The following is a 25,940-nucleotide window of genomic DNA, read 5'->3' as shown; positions in this document are numbered from 1 at the left end:
TGCTGGCTCCGGCGTTCAGGCCTGGTACTGCGCTTCGCTGACATGCTCCATCCAGTCGACCGCCTTGCCGTCGAGCGCTTCCTGGATGGCGATGTGGGTCATGGCGGTGGTGGGTCCCGCGCCATGCCAGTGCTTCTCGCCCTGCTCGAAGCGGACCACGTCGCCGGGCCGGATCTCCTCGACCGGGCCGCCCTCGCGCTGCACGCGGCCGCAGCCGGCGGTGACGATCAGCAGCTGGCCGAGCGGATGGGTGTGCCAGGCGGTGCGCGCACCGGGCTCGAAGGTGACGGCGTTGCCCGCCGCACGGGTCGGTGCGATGGCTTGGAACAGCGGGTCGATGCGCACCGTGCCGGTGAACCAATCGCCCGAGCCCTTGCCGGAGGCTTGAGAGCCGCTTCGCTTGATATCCATGGTTTTGTTCCTTTTCCACGCCGGGCCAGACCCGGCCATTGGCTTCAAGGCCGCCGGCTTTCGGGCCGCCGAGTTGTGATGATGCCAATTTAGGGCCTGCGATTGCCCATGATTAGCTGCTATAACCGGCATGTACTTATGAGAAGGGCTCATGAATGCCGCGAGACAATCTGAACGAGCTGACCGCCTTCCTGGCCGTCGCGCGCGAAGAGAGCTTCACCAGGGCGGCGGCAAAGCTCGGCGTTTCCCAATCGGCGCTCAGCCATACGGTGCGGACGCTGGAGGAGCGGCTGGGCGTGAGGCTTCTGACCCGCACCACGCGCAGCGTCTCGCCGACGGAGGCCGGCGACCGCCTGGCCCGCACCATCGGGCCGAGGCTCGACGAGATCGAGACCGAACTCGCCGCGCTCAGCGCCTTGCGCGAAAAACCCGCCGGCACCATCCGCATCACCGCCGGAGAGCATGCCGCCGATGCGATCCTGTGGCCGGCGATATCAAGGCTGTTGCCGGACTATCCCGACATCAGGATAGAGATCATCGTCGATTACGGCCTGACCGACATCGTTGCCGAGCGCTATGACGCCGGCGTGCGGCTGGGCGAACAGGTGGCGCGCGACATGATCGCGGTGCGCATCGGCCCCGACATGCGCATGGCGGTGGTCGGCTCGCCGGCCTATTTCGCCACGCGGCCGAAGCCGCGCGTGCCGCAGGACCTGACCGCCCACAATTGCATCAATCTGCGGCTGCCGACCTATGGCGGGCTCTATGCCTGGGAGTTCGAGAAGGCTGGGCGCGAGCTGAAGGTGCGGGTCGAAGGCCAGCTGGTGTTCAACACAGCCGCATTGCGCATGAATGCGGTGCTCGCCGGATTGGGGCTCGCCTATCTGCCCGAGGACCAAGCGCGCACGCGGCTTGCCTCTGGCGAACTGGTGCGGGTGCTCGCCGACTGGTGCGCGCCCTTCCCCGGCTACCACCTCTATTACCCCAGCCGCCGGCAGGCGACGCCAGCCTTCTCGCTGCTGGTCGACGCCTTGCGCTACCGGGACAAGATGTGAGCTTCGACGGGCCAGGATCTATTGCTTGCCTGGTTGACGAAGCAGCACCGCATCGGCATCATTCTCCACGGCGTGGCCTGCGCCGAACCTCCAGGGACCGTCCCCAGCACGGTCTTTCAACGGAGGCAAAGGGGCTTTCCAGTCTCAGGCCGCTGTCTTGGTCCGACCGTTTCGGATGTGGTTGCTGGGGAACGCCATCCGGGACGTGAAAGGCCATGACAATGACCCAAAACGCAAATTTCAAACGTCGTGTGCGGGCTCGCGCTGCCAGGACAGGCGAGTCCTACACGGCTGCTCTCAGGCATTTTCACCGCGGCGCGCCGGACGATCCGGCGCCCGAAGTGAGATCGGTGCGATTGGCCGTGGCGCAAAGCACCGTCCATGACGACCCGCGCGACATCGGCAAACTGCGCGACAGCGGGCTGGAGATGCGTCGCCTGATGCGGGAGGCCCGGCAGGCGGGCGCGAGACTGCTGCACTTTCCCGAAGGCGCGACCTGCTCTCCCAACAAGCGCATCATGTCGGCCAGCGGTCGCGAACATATCGGGCCGGCCGATTGGAGCCGGTTCGAATGGACGGTCCTGCGCGAGGAACTGGAGGCGACGTCAGCACTTGCGCGCGAGCTTGGACTGTGGACGGTCTTCGGTTCGGTGCATCGGCTCAGCGGGCCTCGCCGGCCGCACAACAGCCTCTATGTCGTCTCCGATCGCGGCGAGCTGGTGACGCGCTATGACGAGCGCATGCTGTCGAACACCAAGATCTCCTTCATGTACACGCCGGGTTCGATCCCCATGACGTTCGAGGTCGACGGGCTCCGCTTCGGCTGCACGCTCGGCATGGAAGCGCATTTTCCCGAGATTTTCATCGACTATGAGAAACTCGATGTCGACTGTGTCCTGTTCTCGACAGTCACTCCCACCGGCGGCCCGGCTTTCGCCGTCGAAATGCAGGGACACGCGGCAAGCAACCACTACTGGGCGAGTTTCTCCGTCCCCGCGCAACACAGCCTGACCGCGCCTTCGGGGATCGTTGCCCCCGGCGGTCAATGGGCCGCGCAATGTCCAGCCGATGGAACCGCCGCGATTGCCGTCGCCGATATCGACAACAACCCGGCTGACCCGGCCCGGCCATGGCGGCGAACCGCGCGGACGGGAATCTACCAGCCGCATCTGGTGGAAGACGACCAGCGCAGCAACGATCGCGGTATATTCTAATTGCCCAGAAGTGTTGTCGGTTCGGCATAACGACGTTCATGAAAATAAAGACCTGAAGCACTTCGCATGATTGCGTTTCGACGCGACGTGCTTCAGAGCGACTTCCACGGCCTCCGCGGTATTCTCCCGCACCACTTCATGCTAGGCTTCCGTCAGGGCATGTGACTGGTGAAGCGCGGAGCGGGCGGATGATCGGGCGTGTTGCATTGAGCTTGCTGGCCGGGTTGTGCCTGGCGCTCGCTGGTTCCCCGCCGCTTGCGGCACAGGAGCGCGAGACGGTACGGGTCGCCACCTTCAACGCCTATCTGCTGTCGCCGATCTTCAAATGCGGCAACCCGCAATTCGTCGATTGCCTACGGCAGATCCGCGGCCAGACGAAAGCGCAGGCCGGCAGGTTGGCTGACGCGATCCTCGCCGATCCCACCCGATTCGACATCATCGCCATCAACGAGGCCTGGGACGAGGACGCCAAGGAGGTGCTGGTCGCGCGGTTGCGCGGCCAGTATCCGCGTTTCGTGCGCAAGATCGACGCCGATCTGATCAAATTCAGCGGCGGCTCACTGTCATCGGCGCTGGCCAGCCTGGGTGTGGGCGTGGCGACCGGCGTCTACCAACTGCCGATAAACAAGATCAATGGCGAGGACAGCGGCCTGATGCTGTTTGCCACCGACCAATTCAGCTTCACCCAGTTGCCTGACGAGACCTACAAATGGGGTTCCCGTGACGGCGAGTCCCTCGAAGGCGACACCAGGAATGTCGGCTTCACCCTTTTCAAGAGCTGTGGCGGGCTCGACTGCCTGTCGGGCAAGGGCGCGGCCATCGTGCGACTTGGTCACCCGTCGGGCCATCACTACACCATCGTTTTCACCCATATGCAGGCCGACTATTTCGACAAGACGCCGCCGCAACTCAACGCCGTGGCGCGCAACGGCCAGTTCCAGCAGATCGAGGACATGATCAAGACGACGCTGTCCGGGCTGTCGCCGGACGAGCGCCGGCAAGAGCGCGTGTTGATGATGGGCGATCTCAATATCCCGTTGTTCCACCCGCCGGCGGGTGAATGGGCGCGCCGCTTCGCGACAGCGGGCAGCTACTTCACCGACAATTTCTATGACGCCTGGGCGCGTACCAATTCGCCAGCCGATCGCGGCATTTCCAACTACATCGACGCCGAGCGCTACGACTACATACTGGCATCGCCCAAACGCTATCAAAGCGGCGGCGCCGAAGGGCCGATCTGCGTCCAGCACATGACCGTCCCGACCGATTTCCAAGACCTGGAAAGCGATCACAACATGGTCACCGCCGATCTCAATCTCGGCTTCTTCTTCTGCCACCCGCAGATCGCCTTCAATGTGACGCTGGAGAAGGCGCAGGTGCCGCAGGGCGACCCGCCGCTCGAGGAGCAGTTGATCAACATCATCGACGGCGTCGACAAGACACAAATCCGCTATCAGGGTGCCATGCAGTGGTTCCATGTCGTCAGGCCCGACGCCGGCACCTATTCGATCGGCCTCAATTTGCAGAACCTCGACATGGACATCTACCTGCCGGGCAATATGACGACGCCGATCTCGCGCTATTACCGCGACCCCAAGGTGATCACCGTCGGCGAGGACCGCATGTTCATGCAGACCTTCGCCCTGCCGCGCGAATTCTACATCCGCATCAGCAACAAGGACCGGTTTTTCACCGGCACCTATTCGCTGCTGGTGCACCGCCACAACTGTGCAACCAAAGAGGAGGCCTGCCTCCTGCAGCCGGGCGAAGCACCGCAGCGCGCCACTTTCAACGCGGCCGGCAGCCTGTTCGGCAACCAGAAGGAAGCCTGGTATGCCTTCGATGTCGTCGGCCAGACCGACAGCGGCGCCGACCAGACGGTAACGCTCACCGCCCGTGGAGTGCCCGATCGCGACATCTATCAGGTGGAACTGGATGGCTTCGACGATCCGCATGGCCCGCCGCCACCGATCGCCAAGAACGGCACCACTTACACCATCGCCGGCCCGATGGGGGCCGGCACGACTGGCTATCTCATCATCCGCCAGACCGAGCAGACTCCCTTCAACGTTACGGTTTCCGCCGCCATGGAAACCACGGTGCGCAACCTGGAACTCAAGGCGCTGGTCTGCGAGGACGAAACCAATCCCGAACTCGGCTCAGACGATATCTACACCGAGCTCAAACTGGATGGCGCGGTTACACGCTATCCGCTTGGCGGCGAGTTCGAATATGACTGCGACGATTCCGCCGCGCAAAAGAACTGGCCGGGCGATTTCGGCTTTCCATCCAGCGTGACCTTTGCCAACCAGGCCAGCCTGAAGATCGTCGAAAAAGACGGCAGCAGCCCGAACGACCCGAGCCTTGTCGGCACGTTTCCAGATCTGGCGTCCGGCGCCACCTTCATCGATGGCTACATCAGGCCGATGTTGTGGCACTTCGACGGCGGCCGTTACCGGCTGAACTACGAACTGCGCCTACGCCGCAACGAGCCGGTCAAGGACGCGCCATAGAGCAGTTCCGAGAACAAGTATGAGACGGTTTTCCGTCCGCAATTGCTTCAAGAGCTTTGGGTCGGTTGCCGGTGGACGGCCCTGCACCTGCCGATAGAACGCGATCCATCTGGACTGCATCCGAAGCCGTTCTATCTTCTCGCGCATTCACACCGGAGCAATCGCCGTGACCGACACCGATCTTACCGACACCTATCTCGGCTACATCGCTTGCCTCAACAATCAGGATTGGCGGCACCTGCACCGGTTCGTTCATGATGAGGTGCACTACAATGGCGACCGGGTCGGGCTGGCCGGGTATCGCAAGATGCTGGAGCGGGATTTTTCCGAGATTCCGGACCTCTATTTCGACATCCAGCTGCTGATCTCGGATACGCCCTTCATAGCCAGCCGGCTCCAGTTCAACTGCACGCCGATCGGAACCTTCTTCGGCCTGCCCATCAACGGCCGGAAAGTCTCCTTCAGCGAGAACGTCTTTTATGAATTTCTCGACGGCAGGATCAGGCATGTCTGGTCGGTGATCGACAAGGCAGCGATCGAAGCGCAGCTTTGATCAAGTCAGCCAGAAGGCGACGTCTGCGCAGCCAGCGTCTGGCCAATCGTTCGTAAAAATCGATCGTTCTAACGATAATAATTCGTTGGAAAGATTGGTATAGGAATGACATTCTCCCAGTGTACCCGCCTGGAGCATTGCATTGTCTTCCGTTTCCCACTTCGCGAACGATATTCCGAAAAGCGCATTTCCTACCGATCTGGCGCAAGCGCGAAAAACCCTCAACTGGAATGGTATCGTCCCCGGCATCGTCCTTGTCGCGATGATCACCGCCGTCGCCTTCTCGGCCCGCAACGTCTCCGGCTTCGCGCTATTCAGCCCAATGATCCTCGCGGTGGTCGCCGGCATGATCTACTCCAACGTGCTCGGCACGCCCGCCCATGCCAAGGCCGGCATCGCATTCTCGCAAAAGCGCCTGCTGCGCTTCGCCATCGTACTGCTCGGCTTCCAGCTGACGCTGGGCCAGGTCGTCTCCATCGGCACTGGCGGCGTCGGCATTGTCGCGGCGACGCTTGGCGCCACTTTCGTCTTCACCATCACGCTCGGCCGGCTGATCGGTGTTGACGCCAAGCTGGCGCAGCTGATCGCCGCCGGCACCTCGATCTGCGGCGCCTCGGCCATCGTCGCCACCAACATCGTCACCGATGCGCGCGACGAGGACGTCACCTACGCCGTCGCCTCGATCACTTTGTTCGGCACCGTCGCCATGCTCGGCTTCCCGCTCATGGCGCCCATGCTCGGCCTCGACCAGCACGCTTTCGGCCTGTGGGCCGGCGCTTCGATCCATGAGGTGGCGCAAGTCATCGGCGCCGGTTTCCAGAACGGCACGCAGTCCGGCGAGATCGCCACTGTCGCCAAGCTGACCCGCGTCGCCATGCTGGCTCCGATGGTCGTAGCACTTGGCCTGATGGCGCGCCGCAAGAGCGGCGACCACTCGGCGGCAAAGCCGCCCATGCCATGGTTCGTCGCCGCCTTCGTCGCCGTCGTGGCACTGAACAGCCTGGTCACGGTTCCGGCCGAGGTGAAGTCGGCAATGGCGCTCGCCACCACCATCATGCTGACCATGGGACTGGCCGCCATGGGCCTGCAGGCCGACATTTCGCAGCTGCGTTCCCGCGGCCTGCGCCCGCTGGCGCTCGCCTTCTCGGCCTTCCTGTTTATCGGCTGCTTCAGTCTGATGCTGGTGAAGTTCGCCTGAGCATAATTCCAGGAGCCCAGTGAGTGGCTGAACCCGGCAGCCCCGTTCCGCACTGAACGGACCTCAATCGCGATAAAGGACGTCCTCGATCGCGATCGAGGACGCCGGCTTTGCTCCGATGCGCTGATATCGCTGTGTCAACGCAGCAACCGAACCGCGATCCGCCCAGAAGCTGAAGCTCCCTCCAGCCTTGGGCGCACGCGTTCGACAATGGAGATCTCGATGAAATTCTGGACCATGCTTTGCACCGTCCTTGTCTCGACAATGCTGATGCAACACGCGGCCGACGCCGGCGGCAATGTCGGCATTCGTCAGCTTCCTGCCCTATCCAACGAGCGCGGCATCGATCTCGATGTGACGGTCTGGTATCCGGCGCAACCGGGCGGTGCGATGGTTTTATCAGGCGACACCGCGCTTTTCGTCGGAACGGCCGCCATGCGCGACGCGCCCGTATCAGGCGGAAAATTTCCGCTCATCCTGCTTTCTCATGGCGCCGGCCTGGCCGGCAACCCGCAAGCCCTGAGCTGGATTGCAACGCCCTTGGCCAGGCAGGGATTTGTCGTCGCCGCCCCCACACATCCGGGAAATACGGGGAAAAACAAATCCGCCGCCGAGACGATGAAGCTCTGGCTGCGGCCCGCCGATCTCACGGCAACCCTGACCGCTATGGAGAAGGACGCCTTTCTCACAAAGCATCTCGAGCAAGGCAAAGTGGGCGTGCTTGGTCTTTCCATGGGCGGCAACACCGCGCTGGCGATAGCCGGCGCCCGCATCGACCCGAAATTGCTGGCGGCCTATTGCGATACGGATGCGCTCAATGCTTCTCTTTGCGAGTGGGTCAGGCAAAGCGGCGTCGATCTGCACGCCATGGATCTGCAGGCCGCCGGCCGTGACAACAGGGACGAGCGCATTCGCTTCGCCATGGCGATCGATCCCGCCCCTTCCGATGTCTTTGACGCCAAGAGCTTCGCCGGCATCGGCATTCCCGTCGATATCGTTAATCTTGGCCGACCGGGAAAGATCCCCGCGACCGCGGACGCATCCGGGATCGCAAAAGCGATTTCAAAGGCAAGCTATGCAACGATCGAGGATGCAAGCCACTACAGCATGTTTGGCGAGTGCAAACCCGACGCCGCCGGCATCATCATATCCGAGGAGATAGGCGACCCGGTGTGTGATGATGGCGGTGGCCGATCACGCGGGGAAATCCACGCGCAACTGATCGATATGGCGACCGCGGCGTTCAATCGCGCGCTGAAGGTTGGGCCGTAGGTTTGCAGGCCATAGAACTCGACGCAGACGCTTATCTTAGCGCCGCGCCTCAGTCCTCGAAGGAACTCGCCGCGGCGTAGATCGCCGCCAGCGTCTCGATGCCGGCCTGATCGGCCTTGTCGAAGCGGCCTGGCAGCGGGCTGTCGAGATCGAGCACGCCGAAGACGCCTTCATCGTCCTCGAGCAGCACCACCAGTTCCGAGCACGAATCGGCGTCGCAGGCGATATGGCCGGGAAAATCATGCACGTCCTTGATCAGCATCGAGGTGCCGAGTTCGACCGCCGTTCCGCACACGCCTTTGCCGACGGCGATGCGCACGCAGGCCGGCTTGCCCTGGAACGGCCCGAGCACCATTTCCTCGTCCGACTGCAGGAAATAGAACCCCGCCCAGTTGAGGTCCGGCACCATCTGGAAGATCAGCGCCGCGGTGTTGGCGGCGTTGGCGATCGAATCGCGCTCGCCCTCCAGCAGCGCCTTAAGCTGGGTGGCGAGGTCGCGGTAGAAGGCGGCCTTGTCCGACGTGTCGATGGCCTTGGCCGCAAACATGAACTTGTCTCCGTATCGAGAATCGCGGTTTCGTTTCCGCAAGCTCTCTGCACCAAACGACCACCGGACGATACTAGCGTGAATTCCGGTCGCCGCGAAAGTCGGGAGAAGATATCCTGTCCGAAACTCGGCAGCACGGCATCGAACCGTGCTGCCTTGATCAAGAAAAGCAAGGCCATCAGCCGGCGGGTTTGTACGCGCCGGCAGCCTTGTTGGCGGCAGCGAGCACTGCCTTCATGTCGAGTTCCTCCAGGACAACCATCTCGGTCAGCGAGCCGCTCGCTCGCACCGCAAGGGACATGCCTATCCCCGCCGACTGGTCCGGCACCTCGCCATTGACGACGACGTCATAGATGCCGCGCGTGAACATCACGCTGGTCACCTTGCCGCCAACGCTTTCAAAAAGCGCCTTGACCGCAGCCTGCCTGTCCGAGCCTTGCATCAATCCTTTGGCGGCATGAGGCGCATAGTTTGCCAAAATAGTCACTTTCATGGGTATTTCCTCCAAATGTCATTGTCTCGTGGCTGCTCCATAATTCGAGCGACACGGAGCGATTTATTTTTCGGAACAATCGCAGGCGCCCTTGGACGCGTTGGCGACCAAGGCCCACTGCCGGATGAATATGCGCTGAAGCTAATATAATGACAATACCGGACAGGCTGATAGCAGCCACCTGGATTGCGGAGGTGATCTGGCTGGGTCACGGCTCGGACAGGCATCCGGCTCGGGCCGGAAAGTGGCGGCGGCGCCGCACATTCACATCGGGCGTTTGGGCTCGCTCTTTGGCTGAGCAGCCGTATCGGAATCGGATTTCTTGTGCTTGTAAGCGGCAATCCTGCGAAAACCGGCAGAAGCGCGTTCAACCGATCGTCAGAACCCGCGTGCCGGCTCCAGGCTTTCCGCCACATCGCGCAGCGGCGGCCGGCCGTAGAGCCGGCTGTATTCGCGGCTGAACTGCGACGGACTCTGGTAGCCGACGCTGTAGCCGGCCGAGCCGACATCCAGGCGCTCGCTCAGCATCAGGCGCCGCGCTTCGTGCAGGCGCAGCTGCTTCTGGTATTGCATTGGCGTCATCGCCGTGACCGCCTTGAAGTGGTGATGCAGCGAGGACGGGCTCATGCCGACATGCTGCGCCAGGTCCTCGATGCGCAACGGCCGCGTGAAATTTAGCCGCAGCCAGGCGATGGCCTGCGCAATCCTGTTTGTCGGCGTTTCGAGCATCGCGATCTGCAGCAGCGCCGGACCAAAGGGTCCGGTCGCCACCCGGTAGAGGATCTCCTGCTCGATCAGCGGCGCCATCGCGGGAATATCCCGCGGCCGATCGAGCAGGCGCAGCAGCCGCAAAACCGCATCGAGCAGGTCGGGCGGCGCCTTGTTGACCGCCACTGCCCGCATCTCGTCCGAAGCGAGCGCGGAATTTGCGCTGTCGATCCGGCCAAAAAGCTCTTTCAGCCGCTCCAGCTCTATCCGCATCCCCAGGCCAAGGTTCGGCACGTCCGGGCTCGCCTCCGTCACCCGAGAGACGACCGGCAGGTCGAGCGAGACCACCAGATAGTCGCCAACGCCATAGCGATGGACATCGGGGCCGAGCGTCAGGCTCTTGGCGCCCTGCACCACCAGCGCAAAGCAGGGCCACTGCGCTGTGTGGACGCTCTTGTCGGTCGAGGACCGCCGGCTGAGGAACAGCGTGTCTATCGCCGTCGCGCACTCCTCGTCCTGCGCCGTGAAACGGGCGATGATCGATGCCATCTCGCCATAGGGATCGCGCGCCGATGTCAAAAGGATATCGTCGAAACTGTCATGGCACCGATCATATCCGATCCTGCAAGCCAGGCCAGCGGCGGCGGTCGAGCTTTGCAGGATCGTGCATGAATCTTGCAGGATCGCGATAACGGTTCACAGGCGCCGCGTCGCATAACGCCGCCAATGGGAGCTCGGCTCCCAACCAGCAGGCGGAGCCTTTCATGACAAACTCACCCAACTCATCGGCCAGCAAGGTCGTGCTGATCACCGGCGCCTCGAGCGGCATCGGCGAGGCCACCGCTCGCCACCTCGCGGCGAGCAGCCACCGGATCGTGCTCGGCGCTCGACGGACAGACCGGATCGCCGCGATCGCGCGGGACATCGAGCAAGCAGGCGGACAGGCCTTTTCTCGGGAGCTCGACGTGACCGATCTCGACAGCGTCAAGGCCTTCGCCGCCGCTGCCCATGAGCGCCACGGCCGGATCGACGTGCTGGTCAACAATGCCGGCGTGATGCCGTTGTCGTTCATGGCGGAGTTGCGCGTCGACGACTGGAACCGGATGATCGACGTCAATTTGCGTGGCGTGCTCAATGGCATCGCCGCCGTTCTTCCGATCATGAGCGAGCAGAAATCCGGCCACATCATCAACGTCGCGTCTGTCTCCGGGCACCGGGTCGATCCGACGGCCGCCGTCTACAGCGCCACCAAATTCGCGGTCAGGGCGCTCTCGGAAGGGCTGCGGCAGGAAAGCCGGGATCTGCGGGTGACGGTCGTCAGCCCCGGCCTCACCCGCACCGAACTATTTGACGGCATCGCCAATCCGCAAGTCGAGGCCGGCGCCCGCGCCATGCTGGATCAGGCCTCGATTCCGCCCAGCGCCATTGCCGAGGCGATCGGCTTTGCCATCGGCCAGCCGGATGGTGTCGACGTCAACGAACTGATCGTGCGCCCGACGGCGCAGGGCTGAGCACCGTGAACCCTGCCAATGGAGAGATGACATGACAGAGGCAATCGAAGTGACGACCTTCAGGCTCAATGGCCAATCCTGCACACAATTCGTCGCCGCCAACGCCGATATCGACGCCTGGCTGCGGCGTCAGCCGGGCTTTCTGTCGCGCCGGATTGCCGAGCGTGACGACGGCACCATTGTCGACGTGCTGGTCTGGGCTTCAGTCGAGGCCGGCAGAAACGCTGCAAGCGGCATCATGACCGAGATGGGGCACTCGCCGGTGCATGCCATGATCGACCAGCGTAGCGTGGACTGGACCGTGGCGCCGGTTCGCCACCGTATCGTGTGACGGAGAACCGCGATGGACAATCATGCACATCATCGTTGCGGCTGGGCGCAGGGCGACCCGCTGATGCGCGCCTATCACGACGAGGAATGGGGCGTTCCGCAGCGCGATCCCCGCACGCTGTGGGAAATGCTGATGCTGGAAGGGTTCCAGGCCGGCCTTGCCTGGATCATCGTGCTCAGGAAACGCGAGGCCTTTCGCGCCGCCTTCGCCGACTTCGATCCAGTGAAGGTCGCGCGCTTCGGCGCGGCCGATATCGAACGGCTGATGGCCGACCCCGGCATCATCCGCGCTCGCGCCAAGATCGAAGCGACGATCCGGGGCGCAGAGATTTTCTGCGAGATGACGGAGCGCGGCGAGAGTTTTGCAGACTTCTGCTGGTCCTTCACCGACGGCAAAATTGTGGCAAGCGACGGCCGTGGCTGGATCGCGTCATCGCCGCTGTCGGAGCGGATTTCCAAGGAGATGAAGCGGCGCGGCTTCAAGTTCGTCGGCCCGACCATCGTCTATGCCTGGATGCAGGCGGTCGGCATCGTCAACGACCACGCGGCCAGCTGCTTCCGGCGATCGGAGGTAGGGCTCTGATTGCGGCAGCGCCGCAGCCTCACATCGGGCGTTTGGGTTCGCTCTTTGCTGGCGTTGCCGTGTCGGAATCGGATTTCTTGTGCTTGTCGGCGGCAATCCTGCGGATGCGGTCGAAGCGGCTTTCCTCGGTTTTTTCGGTCGTGACGACCGTCTCTGGCTTCCGCACGAACGTGATCATGGATCCGTCTCCTGGGCTAGAGGCCTGCACGCCGGGAGAAAATACCCCCGGCGGTAGTTATCCAGGCTCCAATGAAGAGCCGGCGTGGCTAATTCAGGTCAGGCCCGAAGGTGGCTTCATGAAGCCACCTTCGCAGGCCGGCTAAATCTTAGTAGCCGCCCATGCCGCCACCGCCACCGCCCGCAGGTGCTGCATCCTTGGCCGGAATGTCGGTGATCATCGCTTCGGCGGTGATCAGAAGGGCCGCGATCGAGCCGGCATCCTGCAGTGCGGTGCGCACCACTTTCGCCGGGTCGACGATGCCGGCCTTGATCATGTCGACATAGGTCTCGTTCTGGGCGTCAAAGCCCTGATTGTGGTCCTTGCTGTCGGTGAGCTTGCCGACGACAACAGAGCCTTCGACGCCGGAATTCTCGGCGATCTGGCGGATAGGCGCTTCGAGCGCCCGAAGCACGATCGTGATGCCGGCCGTCACATCGTCATTGGCGCCGGTCAGGCCGCCAAGCACCGAGCGGGCACGCAGCAGAGCGACGCCGCCGCCGGGCACGATGCCTTCTTCAACCGCGGCGCGCGTTGCGTTCAGCGCGTCGTCGATGCGGTCCTTCTTTTCCTTGACTTCCGACTCGGTGACGCCACCGACACGGATGACGGCAACACCGCCGGAGAGCTTGGCCAGCCGCTCCTGCAGCTTTTCCTTGTCGTAGTCGGAGGTCGTCTCCTCGATCTGGCCCTTGATCTGGGCGACGCGCGCCTGGATCGTCGCCTTGGTGCCGGCGCCGTCGATGATGGTGGTGGTGTCCTTTTCGATCAGCACGCGCTTGGCACGGCCGAGCATCTCGATGGTGACGTTTTCAAGCTTGATGCCGAGGTCCTCGGAGATCATCTGGCCCGATGTCAGCACGGCGATGTCTTCCAGCATCGCCTTGCGGCGATCGCCGAAGCCCGGCGCCTTGACGGCCGCGACCTTGAGGCCGCCGCGCAGCTTGTTGACGACCAGCGTCGCCAGAGCCTCGCCCTCGACGTCCTCGGAGATGATCAGCAGCGGCCTGCCGCTCTGCACCACCGCCTCGAGGATCGGCAGCATCGCCTGCAGATTGCCGAGCTTCTTCTCGTGGATGAGGATGTAGGGCTCTTCCAGCTCGACGCGCATCTTGTCGGCATTGGTGACGAAATACGGGCTGAGATAGCCGCGGTCGAACTGCATGCCTTCGACGACGTCGAGCTCGGTCTCGGCGGTCTTGGCTTCCTCGACGGTGATGACGCCGTCATTGCCGACCTTGTCCATCGCTTTGGCGATCATCTCGCCGACGCTGGCATCGCCATTGGCGGCGATGGTGCCGACCTGTGCGATCTCGGCCGACGACTTGACCTTCTTGGCGCGCGCCTGGATTTCCTTGACCACGGCGGAAACCGCCTGGTCGATGCCGCGCTTGAGGTCCATCGGGTTCATGCCGGCGGCGACCAGCTTGGCGCCTTCGCGCAGGATCGAAGCGGCCAGCACGGTTGCGGTGGTGGTGCCGTCACCGGCGAGGTCGTTGGTCTTCGAGGCCACTTCGCGCACCATCTGCGCGCCCATGTTCTCGAACTTGTCGGCAAGCTCGATTTCCTTGGCGACGGTGACGCCGTCCTTGGTGATGCGCGGCGCGCCATAGGCCTTGTCGATGATGACGTTGCGGCCCTTGGGGCCGAGCGTGACCTTCACCGCATTGGTGAGGATCTCGACGCCGCGCAGCATGCGGTCGCGCGCATCGGTGGAGAATTTGATTTCCTTGGCAGACATGATTTTTATCCAGTTCGGTTGAGGAAGGCAGAGCCCTGCCCTCCATGATCAAAGCCCGGAGTGTCCCTTGCGCATCCCGAAGGACACGCAGCGCTCCTATCAGGCGGCCTTCTTGGCAGGCACGGTCTTCTCGACGCCCGTTTTGTCGATAACGCCCATGATGTCGGCTTCCTTCATGATCAGAAGGTCCTCGCCGTCGATCTTGACCTCGGTGCCCGACCATTTGCCGAACAGGATGAAGTCGCCGGCCTTGACGTCGAGTGCAATCAGCGCGCCGTTTTCGTCGCGTGCACCCGGGCCGACGGCGATGACTTCGCCTTCCTGCGGCTTTTCCTTGGCATTGTCGGGGATGATGATGCCGCCCTTGGATTTGATATCGCCTTCAGCGCGACGAATGACGACGCGGTCGTGGAGTGGCCGAAATTTCATGGGAACTTCTTTCTGGGGCCGGCACAGGCGGCCACGCCCGTCCTTTATAGACGCGTTGGCACTCGATAGATAGGAGTGCCAAAAATTATTCGCGGGCCAGATTAAATATTCAAAAGTATTATTTCGGCCAGCCGTTTCGTGCTATCCGCAGAGTGTCAAATAATTCAAAAGATTGAATTTTGCCGATCGAGTGCCTATTTATCGGACAAGTTCACTTTCACGATTTCAGGCGCAAGGGAGATTTCTTCGATGGCTGAAGGCAATCAGACGATCATGGAAAAAGCTGAAGCCCGCTTTGTCGACAAGCAGAAAAAGACAGCGGAGAAAAACAAGGCCACCGCCGAATACATGTCCGAGGCAAGAGCCCGGGAGATCAAGACGGCAAGGCTGAGGGAGCTGCGGCTGGCCAAGGAAGAGGCCGACCGCGTCGCCGAAGCCTTGAACCCGACGCCGAAGAAGAAGCGGGTGACCAAGAAGGCCGCCGCGACGGAGGTCAAGACATGAGCCTCACCTTCCCCAACCGCAGCCGCAGCTATGACGAAGCCGGCAAGCGCATCCGTTTCGTCGGCCATGACGGCATGTTCCAGATCTCCTTCTCGGTCGCTGCCGACGCCATGGCCAAGATGCGGCCGGGAACCGCGGCCGATGAGGCCGGTTACCTCCAGACATTCGACACCGAGAGCAGCGCCATCCGCGAGGTGGCGTCGAAGGCCTACGACCGCACCCACAAGAGCATGTATGTGCTGACGGCAGCCGACTTCGGCTGATCAGCCCAATGCATGTCGCTCAAAACGAAGATTAAAGGTCCATCTCCTCGACCATCGCGCGTATCTTCGCAGCCTTTTCAAAATGGTCGAGGCGGTGGGTTCTGATCCACCATTCGGCGGCTTCCATCAGGAGTTCGGGGTCGTCGTTCCTGTTGGCGAAAAACGCATAGAACGACACGCCGACACCGGTCCCCTTTTTCGGAAATCTTGCGGTCGCAGACCTCCAGTATCTTCTGCTTCAGGCTGGCTCTCACGGGAATCCCTTGATTTGCGGTGCGGCAGGCTTCTGTCGGCGGCCGATACTGATCAGGCCTTGCGCTCGGCCCGTTCGCGGCGTTTGACGTCGCGGACATTCATCTGCACGACCATGTCCTCGGCCTCACGCGGGCCCATCCCGACCATCACCTTTTGCCGGACCACGGCAGGCTGGCCGGTGAAGACGTCGATGATGCTCCAGCTCTGGGGAAGCTCCATGCGCAGCGTGTAGCGGTTGGCCATGTCGATCAGCCCTGCATCATGAAAAACACGGCGCCCAGGATCAGCACCGTCCAGGCGATGACCGACAATTTCAGCACCATGCCGCCATGCACAGTCAGAAGCTCCCGCAGGCGCGGCACGACACCTGCCGACGAGACCGGCGCCACGGCCAGGGCGACAGGCGCCTTGAGGCCAAGTTTTCCAAAGACAGGCAGCAGCGACGGTTCACGCACGAAAATGACCTCGAATGTCGGGAAGAGCGAAGCAAGGACGCTTACGTCTTTTCCATAGCACTCTTTTCGCGAGCGCCCTGCATGCCAAATGCAAATGGGCGCCACCGACTGCATTGGAAGATGCGCGGGCCAGGCCGCCGAGAGGCAGTACGACAAACAGCCTCCAGCCCTCACGCCGCGGCGCTGCGGCCTCTCACGCCGGCTTGCGCCTTGAAGATGCGGAACGTGTTGCGCCCTGCCGCCTTGGCGGCATAGAGCGCGGTGTCGGCCTGCGTGAACAGATCGCAAGGCGCGCCCGCTTCGGTGAAGGCGATGCCGACCGAAGCGCCGAGCCCGAGCGAGTGGCCGCAGGCGGCGACCGGCTTGCCCATCGCCTCGATGATGCGTCGCGCCAGGCCCGAGACGGCGCCACGGTCGAGATGCGGCCCAACCAGCACCGCGAACTCGTCACCGCCGACGCGCGCCACCAGATCGGCTTCGGCGCAGCCGCCGGCAAGCCGCTTTGCTGCTTCTTTCAGGCATTCGTCGCCGACGACATGGCCGAACGTATCGTTGACGGCCTTGAAGCCGTCGAGGTCGACCAAGAGCAGCGCGCCGAGCGGGCGGCCCTCGTCCGCATGCGCCAGCCGCTCCTGGAACCGGCCGCGATTGGCCAGCCCCGTCATGACGTCATATTCGGCGAGATAGCGCATCCGGTCCGACAGGATCTTCTCTTCGGTGATGTCCTGCTTCATGCCGAAGATGCGCACGGGAATGCCATCCTCGCACTCGACGGTGGCCGTAATGCGGATCCAGCGGCTGCGGCCGGCGCAAGTGGTGATCTCGGCATCGAGATTGAAGCCGCTGCGTTCGGCGATCGCGCGGCCGCGCAACGTGTCCAGCGCCTTGCGGGACTCCGCCGGGTAGCACTTGATGATCTCCGAACGATCGAGCGCCGAGCCACGCGGCAGGTCGAACAGATCATAGACCACATCGGTCCATGCCAACTGCTCGCCGGGCAGACTGCATTCCCACACGCCGAGGCGCGCGGCGACCGAGGCGCGGTCGAAGATCTTGCGGCTGTGCGCCAGCGAAAGCTCCTGGCTGGCGATCAATGCCGCCTGCGCCGCGAGCTCCGTCTTGAGCCGGGCGATGGTGGCGGCGTTACGGCGTCGTTCGTCGGTGCCTTGCGTGGCCGCCGTCGCGCCGGCGCGCGGCGCGGCACCCGGCCGCGCCGCGCCTTTCGGACTGTAGGGCGTATCGGACATGGCGAGGCTCTGCTGTCTTGGCGGGAGACCACCATGGCGCGCAAGCGATTAACACTTCGCTGACAATCAGTGGTTCCTCGCCCCCACGGGAGTGGCTACGGCATGCACACATTTCCAAGCAGCTGGTCTTTGGCGATAGCGTGCATGGCAGCTTGGCGTATGCATTGTCTTATGCTGCGCTGGTCGACCCCCACTCCGTCTCGGCTTCGCCGAGCCACCTCTCCCCCGATCGACGGGGTAGAGGAAAGGCGCCAAGCTTTTTGCCGTCAACGCTCGTCCAGCAACGCTCCCTTCCTTTCCCTCCGGAGGGGGAAGGTGGCGCTGCGAAGCAGCGACGGATTGGGGGAACCACGGGGCAATCAAGCTCGGGCCGATCAGTCTCGCAGTCACAGAAGATGTGTGCATAGCGTAGACGGGAGTGGGGGCGAGGAACCCGAGCCTTGCCAATCCCTGACCTTTCTCTCCACCAACGGAACTCCAAACCACTTTTCCCCTTGAACGACCACCCGATCTGGCCTAGCCTCGACATGAGAAAAGGTTTTTCCAACAGCCTTGACAAGGATTGGCCGCGCAGTCGGCCATTTTTTCAGGCCCTAAGAGAAAACCTTTTCCCAAACTAAGGATTCGCGGCGCGATGGCATCGGACGATCAGCCTGTTCCAGTCTTTTCCAAGCCAGTCACCTTGCGTGACGTGGCCGCGCAGGCCGGCGTCAGCGTCGCCACCGCCTCGAAGGCGCTCAACGACCAGGGGCGGATGACCGCCGAGACGCGCGAGCGTATCCGCGAGACGGCCCGGCGTCTCGGCTTCCGGCCCAACAGCTTGGCGCAGAGCCTGCTGAGAAGACGCAGCTTCACTGTCGGCCTGCTCACCAACGATACCTATGGCCGCTTCTCGCTGCCGCTGATGTCGGGCATTTCGGACGCGCTGGTCGACAATGGCGTCTCGGTGTTCCTGTGCAATGTCGAGGAAGATCCGCGGCTGGGCCAGATGCATGTCGACGCCATGCTCGACAAGCGCGTCGACGGCATCATCGCCACCGGCAAGCGCATCGACCGCCATCTGCCCGTCGACCTCTCCAATCTTCGCGTCCCGGTGATCTATGCCTTCACGCAGCCCGATCCCGACGCCATCGCCTTCGTCTCGGACGATGCCGACGGCGCCCGGCTGGCGGTCGAGCATTTCTGTCGGCTGGGCCGCAAGCACATCGCCCATGTCACCGGACCGGCGAGCTTTGCCGTGGTGCATGCCCGCGCCCAGGCTTACCGCGACGTGCTCATCGAAAACGGCCTGCCGGTCACCGAACCGCTGCTCGGCTCCTGGTCGGAAGCCTGGGGCCACGAAGCGGTGGCGCGGCTGTTCGACGGCAACCGTGAAAAGCCGGATGCCGTCTTCTGCGGCAACGACCAGATCGCGCGCGGCGTCATCGATGCTCTGCGCGAACGCGGCCTCAGCGTTCCCGGCGATGTCGGCGTCATCGGTTTCGACAATTGGGAGATCGTGGCCGAGGCAACACGCCCGCCGCTGACCTCTGTCGACATGAACCTGGTCGCGCTCGGCCGCGAGGCCGGGTTGACCCTGCTTTCGCTGGTCGGCGGCAAGCCCGCCGCGCCGGGCATTCGAAAACTGCCGTGCCGGCTGGTGGTGCGGCAGTCATGCGGCCATCCGCTGGATGGCTGAAGACGAAGCGCCGCGTGATCGGCGCCAAGCCGCGGAGCGCGGCCAACCCTGGAGGAGGAGAACATGAGGAACCTGATTGCCAAACTGGCCCTGGCCGCTGCCGTTCTGGGCAGTGGTCTCGGCACTGCCGCCGCCGAGACGGCCAACATCTGGGTGCGCGCCGACGGCTCGAATTTCATGCCGAGGATCGTCGATGCCTACAACAAGGGGCACACCAACCAGGTCAAGCTGGACATCATCCCCAATGCCGAGATCATCCCGAAATATGGCGCCGCCGCCGCCGGCGGCACGGCGCCCGACGCGCTGTCGCTCGACTTGATCTACACGCCTTCCTTCGCCGCCGCCGGCCAGTTGGAGGACATCACCGACTGGGCCAAGTCCCTGCCCTATTTCGCCAGCCTGTCGCCGGCGCATGTGAAGACCGGCACCTACAAGGACCACATATACGGCCTGCCCTTCTCCGCCGACGCCTCGGTGCTGATCTGGAACAAGAAGCTGTTCAAGCAGGCCGGCCTCGACCCTGAAAAAGGCCCGGCCAACTGGGCCGAGATCGCGGCCGACGCCGAGAAGGTCAACGCGCTCGGCGGCAACATTAAGGGCTTCTACTTCTCTGGCAATTGCGGCGGCTGCAACATCTTCACCTTCACGCCGCTGATCTGGGCGTCGGGTGGCGACATCCTCTCGCAGGACGGCTCCAAGGCGACACTGGACAGCCCGCAACTGCGTGGCGCCATCGATCTCTACCGCTCGATGGTCAAGAAGGATCTGGTGCCGGCAGGCGCGCAGACCGACACCGGCGCCAACTTCTTTGCCGCCTTCGCCGCCGGCAATATCGGCATCTCGCCGTCCGGCGCCTTCGCCATCGGCGCGCTCAACACCCAGTATCCCGATATCGACTACGGCGTCACCTTCCTGCCGGGCAAGGATAGCGGCTGGTCGTCCTTTGCCGGTGGCGACAATTTCGTCGTCACCAAGGGCACCACGAAACTGCCCGTGGTGAAGGAGTTCCTCGACTTCGCCTATTCGCTCGAGGGCCAGACCATCCTCGCCAAATACGGCAGCCTGCCGGTGCGCGGCGACATCGCCAAGGAGGCGCTGAAGGATCTCGACCCGCGCTACCAGATCGCCGCCGAAGCCATGGCCAAGGGCCGCACGCCCTATTCGGTGGTGTTCAACGATCTGATCAACTCCGCCAACGGGCCATGGACGCAGATGATCAATGAGGTCTTCTTCGGCGACGATGTCGACGGCGCCATCGCGAACGCACAAGAGACGATGCAATCGATCATCGACCAGGCGCCGCAGAAATAGCGGACGCCTGCCGGCCGCCCGCCTGTCTCCCTGGGCGGGTGGCCGGCTACCTCCCCCTGGAGCGGAGGAGGACATCGCATCCGTCAATGCAGGGCTATTCTACATGGAAGCTTTGAGACATCCGCTCGGCCTATCCAGCTTGGGTTCCTCGCCCCCGCGAAGTGGGGGAGCGGTGGCTCGGCGAAGCCGAGACGGAGAGGCGGACTGCGCCCTACGAGAGCCCCCTCTCCGTCCGCTTCGCGGCCACCTCTCCCCCGCCTCTGGCGGGGGCGAGGAACCTAAGCTGGAACCCCCTCCCCACAAAGGGGACGGTAGAGCAAGAGCAGAGCAGCCATGACGACCATCACAACCACCACCGCACCACCGCGCGCCAGAAAACTGGTCGGCGCCAGCCGCCAGCAATGGATCGGCCTGCTTTATGTCGCGCCGGCTGTCGCACTGGTCGTCGTCTTCTTCCTGATTCCGCTCGGCATGACGGCGTGGATGTCGCTGCACAACTGGCCCTTGATGGGCGAGCACAGCTATATCGGCCTCGGCAATTATGTCGCCATTCTGCGCGACACCAGGTTCTGGAACGCGCTGCGCTTCACCGCCTATTACACCGTGATCGTCACCATCGCGATCTTCGTGGTGGCGTTTCCGCTGGCGCTGTTCGTCGAACGGCCGCGGCCGCTGACCAACCTCTACCGCACCATGTTCTTCATGCCGGCGGTGGTCGGCTTTGCTTCGGCCAGCCTGCTCTGGTCATGGCTGCTGAACGTCGATTCCGGCCTCTTCAGCCCGGCCGCCTACGATCTCGGCCTGATCGACAAGAAATTCAACCTTTTGGCTACCTTCCAGCCGGCCTTCTGGTCGATCATCGCCATGGTCGTCTGGAAGGTCGCCGGTTTCACCATGATCATCCTGATGGCCGGCCTGCAATCGATCCCGCAGGACCTGCAGGAGGCGGCCGTTATCGACGGCGCCGGTCCGTTCGCCAGGTTCAGGGCCATCACCCTGCCGCTGATGCGCCGCACCCTGGCGCTGGCGCTGATCCTGTCGGTCGCCGGCTCGATCCTCGCCTTCGACCAGTTCTACATCATCCTGCGCGGTGGCCCACGCAACCAGACGCTGACGGCGGTCTACTGGATCTTCAACCAGTCCTTCGTCTCGTTCAAGCTCGGCTATGGTGCCGCGCTCTCGATGGTGCTGCTCGTCGTCCTCGTGGCGCTCAGCCTCGTCCAGCTGTGGCTGCTGCGCAAGCCGGAGGGACTCGACTGATGGCGCAGGCCGCCTCCCGCAACCGCCGGCTCCTGGCCCGCATCGGCGAGCATTCGACCGGCATCATCGCCTCGGTGCTGTTTGCGGCGCCGATCGTGTGGGCGGTGCTGTCGGCCTTCAAGCCGGCACAGGAAGCACGCCTGCCGCCGCTGCCGCCCTGGCCGACATCGGGCTTCTCGCTGGAGAACTATGCCACGCTCAACAGCTTCGGCGACGGGCTCTGGGTCTCGGCGCAAAACAGCATCTATGTCTCGGTGATGACCGTGGTGCTGTCGGTCGCCGTCAGCGTGCTGGCCGGCTACGGCTTTTCGCGGTTCCGCTTTCCGTTCAAGGACCTGTTCTTCATCCTCATCCTGTCGACGATCATGATCCCGTTCCAGTCGATCCTGACGCCGATCTTCCTGGTGCTGACCAAGCTTGGCCTGCACAACACGCTGACCGGCCTGGTCGGCGTCTATGTGACGCTGCAGCTGCCGTTCTCGATCTTCATGATGCGCAACGCCTTCGACGCGGTGCCGCGCGAGATCGAGGAGGCCGCCCGCATGGACGGCGCCGGCAATCTTACAATGCTTTGGAAAGTCATGCTGCCGCTGGTTTGGCCGGGCGTCGTCACCATCGCGCTGTTTGCCTTCCTCGGCGCCTGGAACGAATTCCTCGCCGCCCTCGTGCTGATGACCGACCAGTCCAAATTCACGCTGCCGGTGATGATGACCGCACTGCAGTCGGGCCGCTTCGGCGCCATCGACTGGGGCGCGGTGCAGGCGGGCGTCACCGTGATGATGGTGCCGTGCCTGATCCTGTTCCTCGCTTTGCAGCGCTTCTACATCCGCGGCCTGATGGCCGGGGCCGTCAAATAGAATGGAGTAAGTTCATGACCGCATCGCCATCCGTAAAATCGACCAAGCCCAAGCTCGCCTTCCGCCCGTTGCCGGTGCCGCAGGTCGACGTGCACGGCTTCTGGGGCGATCGCGCCGACGCGGTCGCGACGCGCACTGCCGACATCCTGTATGAGCGCTGCGTCGAGGCCCGCATGCTGGAGCAGATCGATCCGGACCGGCCCTCGCCCGGCATCGTCATCCCCTTCCACTCGCCCTCTCCCGACGAAGCCGACCGCCAGGGCGCGGAATTCACGGGATCGACGGTGACCACGCAGATGTTCTGGGATTCCGATCTCGGCAAGACGATCGAGACCGCGGCCTATTCACTCTACCGGCGCAAGAATCCCGAACTGGAGAAGAAGATCGATGCTGTCATCGACATGTACGGCAGACTGCAGCAGGACGACGGCTATCTCTCCAGCTGGTACCAGCGCATCCAGCCCGGCAAGCGTTGGACCAACCTGCGCGACTGCCACGAACTCTACTGCGCCGGCCATCTGATCGAGGGCGCGGTCGCCTACTACCAGGCGACGGGAAAACGCAAGCTGCTCGACATCATGAGCCGCTATGCCGACCATATCGCTTCGGTGCTCGGCCCCGAGCCCGGCAAGAAGAAAGGCTACTGCGGCCATGAGGAGGTCGAGCTGGCGCTGGTCAAGCTGGCGCGGGTGACCGGCGAACGGAAATACATGGATCTGGCGAAGTACTTCATCGACCAGCGCGGCCAGCAACCGCATTATTTCGACGAAGAGGCGCGCGCCCGCGGCGCCGACCCGAAGACCTATCATTTCAAGACCTATGAATACAGCCAGTCGCACATTCCGGTGCGCGAACAGGACAAGGTCGTCGGCCATGCGGTGCGGGCGATGTACCTCTATTCGGGCATGGCCGACATCGCCACCGAATATGGCGACGACACGCTGCGGGTGGCGCTTGACCGGTTGTGGGACGACCTCACCACGAAAAGCCTCTACATCACCGGCGGGCTCGGCCCGTCGGCGCACAATGAGGGTTTCACCAGCGATTACGACCTGCCCAATGAGAGCGCCTATGCCGAGACCTGTGCCGCCGTCGGCCTGGTGTTCTGGGCAAGCCGCATGCTCGGCATGGGGCCGAACGCCCGCTACGCCGACATGATGGAACGCGCCCTCTACAACGGCTCGATCTCCGGCCTGTCGCTCGACGGCTCACTGTTCTTCTACGAGAACCCGTTGGAAAGCCGGGGCAAGCACAACCGCTGGAAATGGCACCGCTGCCCCTGCTGCCCACCCAATATCGGGCGCATGGTCGCCTCGATCGGCAGCTATTTCTACAGCCTGGCGGACGATGCGCTGGCCGTCCATCTCTATGGCGACTCGACCGCCCGTTTCGACATATCAGGCACACCGGTGAGCCTGACGCAGGTCAGCCGCTATCCCTGGGACGGCGCCGTCGACATCACGCTCGAGCCGCAGGCGCCGGTCGAGTTCACGCTGCACCTGCGCATCCCGGCCTGGAGCGCCGCCGCCGAGCTGAAGATCAATGACGAGGCGGTCAAGCTGGCCGATATCACCAGCGATGGCTACGCCGCGATCAAGCGGACATGGCAAAAAGGCGACCGGCTGCGGCTCGATCTCGAAATGCCGATCGAGCGACTCTACGCCAACCCGCAGGTGCGCCAGGATGCCGGCCGCGTCGCGCTGTCGCGCGGCCCGCTGATCTACTGCGTCGAAGCGACCGACAATGAAAGCCAGCCGCATCGCCTGTCCCTGCCGAGGACGGCCAGCGTCGAAGCCCGGCATCGGCCGGAGCTTCTCGGCGGCGTGGTGACGCTGTCGGCTACGGCACTTGCCGATGCCGCCGACGGCTGGCAAAGCGGGCTCTACAGGCCCGAGCCGCCAGCCACTGCGCAGACGCGCCTGACCGCCATTCCCTATTTCGCCTGGGACAACCGCGAGCCCGGCGAAATGCTGGTGTGGCTCAGGGACGGGTGAACGATGTTTGGTGTATCGGCTGTGGCAACAACCGATCGAATCCCAGTCTCGATTGTTTCCGCGGTTTCGGGCTTTTGGGCCACATAGCGCCGGCGCAGGCGCAGGAATGGCGCCTCGACGCAGGTGTAGCTGAGATAGCCGATCGGGATCATCGCCATGAAGCACAGTGCGGACCAGAAGCATGCGACGTAGAAATTGCTGATGCTCATGACATTCGTGTCTATGAACGCCGCCAATTGCATGACGAAGAACAGGTGCAGAAGATAGATCGAATAGCTGTAGGCCCCCGCCTTCTCCAGGATCTTGAACGGCAGGCTTGTTCGCTTCTTGGAAAAGCTCGTGTCGTAATAGGCGATACCGAACGAATAGGCCGCAGCCTCCAGGGTTGGCAGAATGATCCATATCCAATGGGGCGACGAAAAACGTCCCAGTAGGTAAAATCCGCCGGCGGCATCGAACCACCAGAAGAACCCCGAGAATGCCATGAGAACGGCCAGCGCCAGCCAGTGGCGGTTCTTCGCGTGGGCACGCAGGTGGAAGGCAAGTATGCCGGCCAGGAACTGATCCGCATGCCCTATGATGGTAAAGGACGCTGCCGACTGCACCTCGCCGATCTGCACATACAGCACGGACCTCAGCACAATGGCTGCCGCGATGAACAGTAAAGGCGCGAACACAAACCGCCTGGATGCCATCAGCAAGAACGGCAGCAACAGGTAGAAGTGCGCTTCGATCGTTACCGACCAGCCTCCATTCGAAAGGGTGGGAAGAAGAACCCCCTCGCCAACGCCGGTGAAATACTCATCCAGGGACTGGCCGGCCAGGTACCTGCGGCAAGCCTCGATGCATATCATCACCAGCAGAAGCGGAAGCAACCTGAGTGCCCTGTTGGCAAAGAAGGGCAGGTAGTCGATCTGTTTTCCATCAAGCAGCTTGGCGAACAGATAGCCGGAAAGCGCCATGAACAGTGAAACGCCGGTATGCCCTTCATCGAGAAAACTGAAGACAGGAAGAGCCGGCACGAAGCCATAAGGCACCGGGCCTTCAGGAGACGCATGAAGGAAATGCCAGGTGAAGACCAGGAAAGCCGCCAGGCCCCGAATATGATCCAGCGCTGGATAATGTTCTCCGGTGGAGGATCTCATAGGTGGCCCACGCGCACCGTGTCCCCAGCCGGTGTTCAAGTCATCGTTGGGATAGGACTATTTTCAATTCATTAAATTCTCACTACTTCGACTTCCGAAATCAGAGCTTTGCTTCGCAAAGTGCTTTGGCCTCAAGCATCTTTGGCCTGAAGCGCGTCGCGTCTGAATGGATCAGGCGACCTGCTTCAGGTCTTTG

Annotated in this window: 27 protein-coding genes and 1 pseudogene; 16 read left to right on the top strand and 12 right to left on the bottom strand. The window is 62.9% G+C overall.

All coding sequences use genetic code 11. From position 1 onward, the window contains the following. Positions 1–15: 15 nt before the first annotated feature. Positions 16–411 (bottom strand): cupin domain-containing protein, encoded by a 396-nt coding sequence (locus HB777_05245; GenBank protein ID QND63373.1) that lies wholly within the window; start codon positions 409–411, stop codon positions 16–18. Between the two features lie 155 nt (positions 412–566). On the opposite strand from HB777_05245, the gene HB777_05240 reads away from it, so the two are divergent. From HB777_05240 to HB777_05215, 6 genes are all read left to right on the top strand, one after another. Further along, positions 567–1,466 carry a LysR family transcriptional regulator gene (locus HB777_05240; protein QND63372.1) on the top strand — a complete coding sequence of 300 codons (900 nt, stop codon included), beginning with the start codon at positions 567–569 and terminating at the stop codon, positions 1,464–1,466. 221 nt (positions 1,467–1,687) lie between these two features. After that, positions 1,688–2,680, top strand: a complete 993-nt coding sequence (locus HB777_05235; protein ID QND63371.1) for a carbon-nitrogen hydrolase family protein — start codon at positions 1,688–1,690, stop codon at positions 2,678–2,680. Between the two features lie 188 nt (positions 2,681–2,868). Continuing rightward, complete coding sequence (locus HB777_05230) at positions 2,869–5,193, top strand: hypothetical protein (protein ID QND63370.1); 2,325 nt, start codon at positions 2,869–2,871, stop codon at positions 5,191–5,193. A 166-nt stretch (positions 5,194–5,359) separates the two neighbouring features. Continuing rightward, positions 5,360–5,746 (top strand): SnoaL-like domain-containing protein, encoded by a 387-nt coding sequence (locus HB777_05225; protein ID QND63369.1) that lies wholly within the window; start codon positions 5,360–5,362, stop codon positions 5,744–5,746. Positions 5,747–5,888: 142 nt separating this feature from the next. Continuing rightward, positions 5,889–6,944: a YeiH family putative sulfate export transporter gene (locus tag HB777_05220; protein ID QND63368.1), complete on the top strand. Its 1,056-nt coding sequence runs from the start codon at positions 5,889–5,891 to the stop codon at positions 6,942–6,944. A gap of 210 nt (positions 6,945–7,154) precedes the next feature. Further along, positions 7,155–8,216 carry a dienelactone hydrolase gene (locus HB777_05215; GenBank protein ID QND63367.1) on the top strand — a complete coding sequence of 354 codons (1,062 nt, stop codon included), beginning with the start codon at positions 7,155–7,157 and terminating at the stop codon, positions 8,214–8,216. 49 nt (positions 8,217–8,265) lie between these two features. Here the strand turns inward: HB777_05215 and HB777_05210 are convergent, their stop codons facing one another. The 3 genes from HB777_05210 to HB777_05200 all read right to left on the bottom strand — a co-directional run bounded on the left by HB777_05210 (position 8,266) and on the right by HB777_05200 (position 10,513). Then, complete coding sequence (locus HB777_05210; GenBank protein ID QND63366.1) at positions 8,266–8,763, bottom strand: GAF domain-containing protein; 498 nt, start codon at positions 8,761–8,763, stop codon at positions 8,266–8,268. A 178-nt stretch (positions 8,764–8,941) separates the two neighbouring features. Beyond that, the gene (locus tag HB777_05205) at positions 8,942–9,256 is read right to left on the bottom strand and encodes a GYD domain-containing protein (GenBank protein QND63365.1); all 315 of its coding nucleotides are present in this window, start codon (positions 9,254–9,256) and stop codon (positions 8,942–8,944) included. A 378-nt stretch (positions 9,257–9,634) separates the two neighbouring features. Next, positions 9,635–10,513 (bottom strand): AraC family transcriptional regulator, encoded by an 879-nt coding sequence (locus tag HB777_05200; GenBank protein ID QND68661.1) that lies wholly within the window; start codon positions 10,511–10,513, stop codon positions 9,635–9,637. 215 nt (positions 10,514–10,728) lie between these two features. On the opposite strand from HB777_05200, the gene HB777_05195 reads away from it, so the two are divergent. From HB777_05195 to HB777_05185, 3 genes are read left to right on the top strand one after another with little or no spacing between them, the layout of a single operon-like run. Beyond that, positions 10,729–11,475 carry an SDR family oxidoreductase gene (locus HB777_05195; GenBank protein ID QND63364.1) on the top strand — a complete coding sequence of 249 codons (747 nt, stop codon included), beginning with the start codon at positions 10,729–10,731 and terminating at the stop codon, positions 11,473–11,475. Positions 11,476–11,506: 31 nt separating this feature from the next. Next, positions 11,507–11,806, top strand: a complete 300-nt coding sequence (locus HB777_05190) for a hypothetical protein (protein QND63363.1) — start codon at positions 11,507–11,509, stop codon at positions 11,804–11,806. A 12-nt stretch (positions 11,807–11,818) separates the two neighbouring features. Next, a complete protein-coding gene (locus HB777_05185; GenBank protein QND63362.1) occupies positions 11,819–12,388 on the top strand; it encodes a DNA-3-methyladenine glycosylase I in 570 nt (189 codons plus the stop codon). A 19-nt stretch (positions 12,389–12,407) separates the two neighbouring features. Here HB777_05185 and HB777_05180 read toward each other — a convergent pair whose 3' ends face one another. The 3 genes from HB777_05180 to HB777_05170 form a co-directional block, all read right to left on the bottom strand. After that, positions 12,408–12,566 (bottom strand): hypothetical protein, encoded by a 159-nt coding sequence (locus HB777_05180; protein QND63361.1) that lies wholly within the window; start codon positions 12,564–12,566, stop codon positions 12,408–12,410. A 148-nt stretch (positions 12,567–12,714) separates the two neighbouring features. Next, positions 12,715–14,346, bottom strand: a complete 1,632-nt coding sequence (groL, locus tag HB777_05175; GenBank protein QND63360.1) for a chaperonin GroEL — start codon at positions 14,344–14,346, stop codon at positions 12,715–12,717. 99 nt (positions 14,347–14,445) lie between these two features. Next, positions 14,446–14,775: a co-chaperone GroES gene (locus HB777_05170; protein ID QND63359.1), complete on the bottom strand. Its 330-nt coding sequence runs from the start codon at positions 14,773–14,775 to the stop codon at positions 14,446–14,448. Positions 14,776–15,024: 249 nt separating this feature from the next. On the opposite strand from HB777_05170, the gene HB777_05165 reads away from it, so the two are divergent. Both HB777_05165 and HB777_05160 read left to right on the top strand, forming a co-directional pair. After that, positions 15,025–15,279, top strand: coding sequence for a hypothetical protein (locus HB777_05165; protein QND63358.1), 255 nt, complete (start codon positions 15,025–15,027; stop codon positions 15,277–15,279). Then, a complete protein-coding gene (locus HB777_05160; protein QND63357.1) occupies positions 15,276–15,542 on the top strand; it encodes a DUF1488 domain-containing protein in 267 nt (88 codons plus the stop codon). Before HB777_05165 ends, HB777_05160 begins: the two co-directional genes overlap by 4 nt. A gap of 31 nt (positions 15,543–15,573) precedes the next feature. Here HB777_05160 and HB777_05155 read toward each other — a convergent pair. The 4 genes and pseudogenes from HB777_05155 to HB777_05140 all read right to left on the bottom strand — a co-directional run bounded on the left by HB777_05155 (position 15,574) and on the right by HB777_05140 (position 17,499). After that, positions 15,574–15,796, bottom strand: a pseudogene (locus HB777_05155) (hypothetical protein). Positions 15,797–15,848: 52 nt separating this feature from the next. Next, positions 15,849–16,040: a hypothetical protein gene (locus HB777_05150; protein QND63356.1), complete on the bottom strand. Its 192-nt coding sequence runs from the start codon at positions 16,038–16,040 to the stop codon at positions 15,849–15,851. Between the two features lie 5 nt (positions 16,041–16,045). Further along, a complete protein-coding gene (locus tag HB777_05145) occupies positions 16,046–16,252 on the bottom strand; it encodes a hypothetical protein (protein QND63355.1) in 207 nt (68 codons plus the stop codon). A gap of 170 nt (positions 16,253–16,422) precedes the next feature. Then, positions 16,423–17,499 carry a sensor domain-containing diguanylate cyclase gene (locus HB777_05140; GenBank protein ID QND63354.1) on the bottom strand — a complete coding sequence of 359 codons (1,077 nt, stop codon included), beginning with the start codon at positions 17,497–17,499 and terminating at the stop codon, positions 16,423–16,425. A gap of 634 nt (positions 17,500–18,133) precedes the next feature. Between HB777_05140 and HB777_05135 the strand changes: the two genes are divergently transcribed. The 5 genes from HB777_05135 to HB777_05115 all read left to right on the top strand — a co-directional run bounded on the left by HB777_05135 (position 18,134) and on the right by HB777_05115 (position 24,599). Continuing rightward, a complete protein-coding gene (locus HB777_05135; GenBank protein QND63353.1) occupies positions 18,134–19,177 on the top strand; it encodes a LacI family transcriptional regulator in 1,044 nt (347 codons plus the stop codon). A gap of 63 nt (positions 19,178–19,240) precedes the next feature. Next, a complete protein-coding gene (locus tag HB777_05130; protein ID QND63352.1) occupies positions 19,241–20,488 on the top strand; it encodes a sugar ABC transporter substrate-binding protein in 1,248 nt (415 codons plus the stop codon). A 333-nt stretch (positions 20,489–20,821) separates the two neighbouring features. Then, positions 20,822–21,748, top strand: a complete 927-nt coding sequence (locus HB777_05125) for a sugar ABC transporter permease (protein ID QND63351.1) — start codon at positions 20,822–20,824, stop codon at positions 21,746–21,748. After that, positions 21,748–22,605 carry a carbohydrate ABC transporter permease gene (locus HB777_05120; protein QND63350.1) on the top strand — a complete coding sequence of 286 codons (858 nt, stop codon included), beginning with the start codon at positions 21,748–21,750 and terminating at the stop codon, positions 22,603–22,605. The genes HB777_05125 and HB777_05120 overlap by 1 nt, the downstream gene beginning before the upstream one ends. 14 nt (positions 22,606–22,619) lie before the next feature. Next, the gene (locus tag HB777_05115; protein ID QND63349.1) at positions 22,620–24,599 is read left to right on the top strand and encodes a glycoside hydrolase family 127 protein; all 1,980 of its coding nucleotides are present in this window, start codon (positions 22,620–22,622) and stop codon (positions 24,597–24,599) included. Here the strand turns inward: HB777_05115 and HB777_05110 are convergent. Continuing rightward, the gene (locus HB777_05110; protein ID QND63348.1) at positions 24,539–25,744 is read right to left on the bottom strand and encodes an acyltransferase; all 1,206 of its coding nucleotides are present in this window, start codon (positions 25,742–25,744) and stop codon (positions 24,539–24,541) included. The genes HB777_05115 and HB777_05110 overlap by 61 nt on opposite strands. Between the last annotated feature and the right edge of the window lie 196 nt (positions 25,745–25,940).

Source organism: Mesorhizobium loti, from assembly GCA_014189435.1.
In the GTDB taxonomy this organism is placed as follows: Bacteria; Pseudomonadota; Alphaproteobacteria; order Rhizobiales; family Rhizobiaceae; genus Mesorhizobium; species Mesorhizobium loti_G.
Note: the sequence above shows the minus strand (reverse complement) of the source record. Positions and strands in the feature narration are given on the sequence as shown.

Excerpts from the sequence above, each read along its gene's own strand:
- HB777_05230 (QND63370.1), top strand. The coding sequence starts at position 2,869 with ATGATCGGGCGTGTTGCATTGAGCTTGCTGGCCGGGTTGTGCCTGGCG.
- HB777_05215 (QND63367.1), top strand. The coding sequence starts at position 7,155 with ATGGAGATCTCGATGAAATTCTGGACCATGCTTTGCACCGTCCTTGTC.
- HB777_05210 (QND63366.1), bottom strand. The coding sequence starts at position 8,763 with ATGTTTGCGGCCAAGGCCATCGACACGTCGGACAAGGCCGCCTTCTAC.
- HB777_05190 (QND63363.1), top strand. The coding sequence starts at position 11,507 with ATGACAGAGGCAATCGAAGTGACGACCTTCAGGCTCAATGGCCAATCC.
- groL (QND63360.1), bottom strand. The coding sequence starts at position 14,346 with ATGTCTGCCAAGGAAATCAAATTCTCCACCGATGCGCGCGACCGCATG.
- HB777_05120 (QND63350.1), top strand. The coding sequence starts at position 21,748 with ATGGCGCAGGCCGCCTCCCGCAACCGCCGGCTCCTGGCCCGCATCGGC.
- HB777_05205 (QND63365.1), bottom strand. The coding sequence starts at position 9,256 with ATGAAAGTGACTATTTTGGCAAACTATGCGCCTCATGCCGCCAAAGGA.
- HB777_05200 (QND68661.1), bottom strand. The coding sequence starts at position 10,513 with ATGGCATCGATCATCGCCCGTTTCACGGCGCAGGACGAGGAGTGCGCG.
- HB777_05125 (QND63351.1), top strand. The coding sequence starts at position 20,822 with ATGACGACCATCACAACCACCACCGCACCACCGCGCGCCAGAAAACTG.
- HB777_05165 (QND63358.1), top strand. The coding sequence starts at position 15,025 with ATGGCTGAAGGCAATCAGACGATCATGGAAAAAGCTGAAGCCCGCTTT.
- HB777_05115 (QND63349.1), top strand. The coding sequence starts at position 22,620 with ATGACCGCATCGCCATCCGTAAAATCGACCAAGCCCAAGCTCGCCTTC.
- HB777_05150 (QND63356.1), bottom strand. The coding sequence starts at position 16,040 with ATGGCCAACCGCTACACGCTGCGCATGGAGCTTCCCCAGAGCTGGAGC.
- HB777_05195 (QND63364.1), top strand. The coding sequence starts at position 10,729 with ATGACAAACTCACCCAACTCATCGGCCAGCAAGGTCGTGCTGATCACC.
- HB777_05140 (QND63354.1), bottom strand. The coding sequence starts at position 17,499 with ATGTCCGATACGCCCTACAGTCCGAAAGGCGCGGCGCGGCCGGGTGCC.
- HB777_05130 (QND63352.1), top strand. The coding sequence starts at position 19,241 with ATGAGGAACCTGATTGCCAAACTGGCCCTGGCCGCTGCCGTTCTGGGC.
- HB777_05170 (QND63359.1), bottom strand. The coding sequence starts at position 14,775 with ATGAAATTTCGGCCACTCCACGACCGCGTCGTCATTCGTCGCGCTGAA.
- HB777_05180 (QND63361.1), bottom strand. The coding sequence starts at position 12,566 with ATGATCACGTTCGTGCGGAAGCCAGAGACGGTCGTCACGACCGAAAAA.
- HB777_05135 (QND63353.1), top strand. The coding sequence starts at position 18,134 with ATGGCATCGGACGATCAGCCTGTTCCAGTCTTTTCCAAGCCAGTCACC.
- HB777_05235 (QND63371.1), top strand. The coding sequence starts at position 1,688 with ATGACCCAAAACGCAAATTTCAAACGTCGTGTGCGGGCTCGCGCTGCC.
- HB777_05110 (QND63348.1), bottom strand. The coding sequence starts at position 25,744 with ATGAGATCCTCCACCGGAGAACATTATCCAGCGCTGGATCATATTCGG.
- HB777_05240 (QND63372.1), top strand. The coding sequence starts at position 567 with ATGCCGCGAGACAATCTGAACGAGCTGACCGCCTTCCTGGCCGTCGCG.
- HB777_05185 (QND63362.1), top strand. The coding sequence starts at position 11,819 with ATGGACAATCATGCACATCATCGTTGCGGCTGGGCGCAGGGCGACCCG.
- HB777_05245 (QND63373.1), bottom strand. The coding sequence starts at position 411 with ATGGATATCAAGCGAAGCGGCTCTCAAGCCTCCGGCAAGGGCTCGGGC.
- HB777_05160 (QND63357.1), top strand. The coding sequence starts at position 15,276 with ATGAGCCTCACCTTCCCCAACCGCAGCCGCAGCTATGACGAAGCCGGC.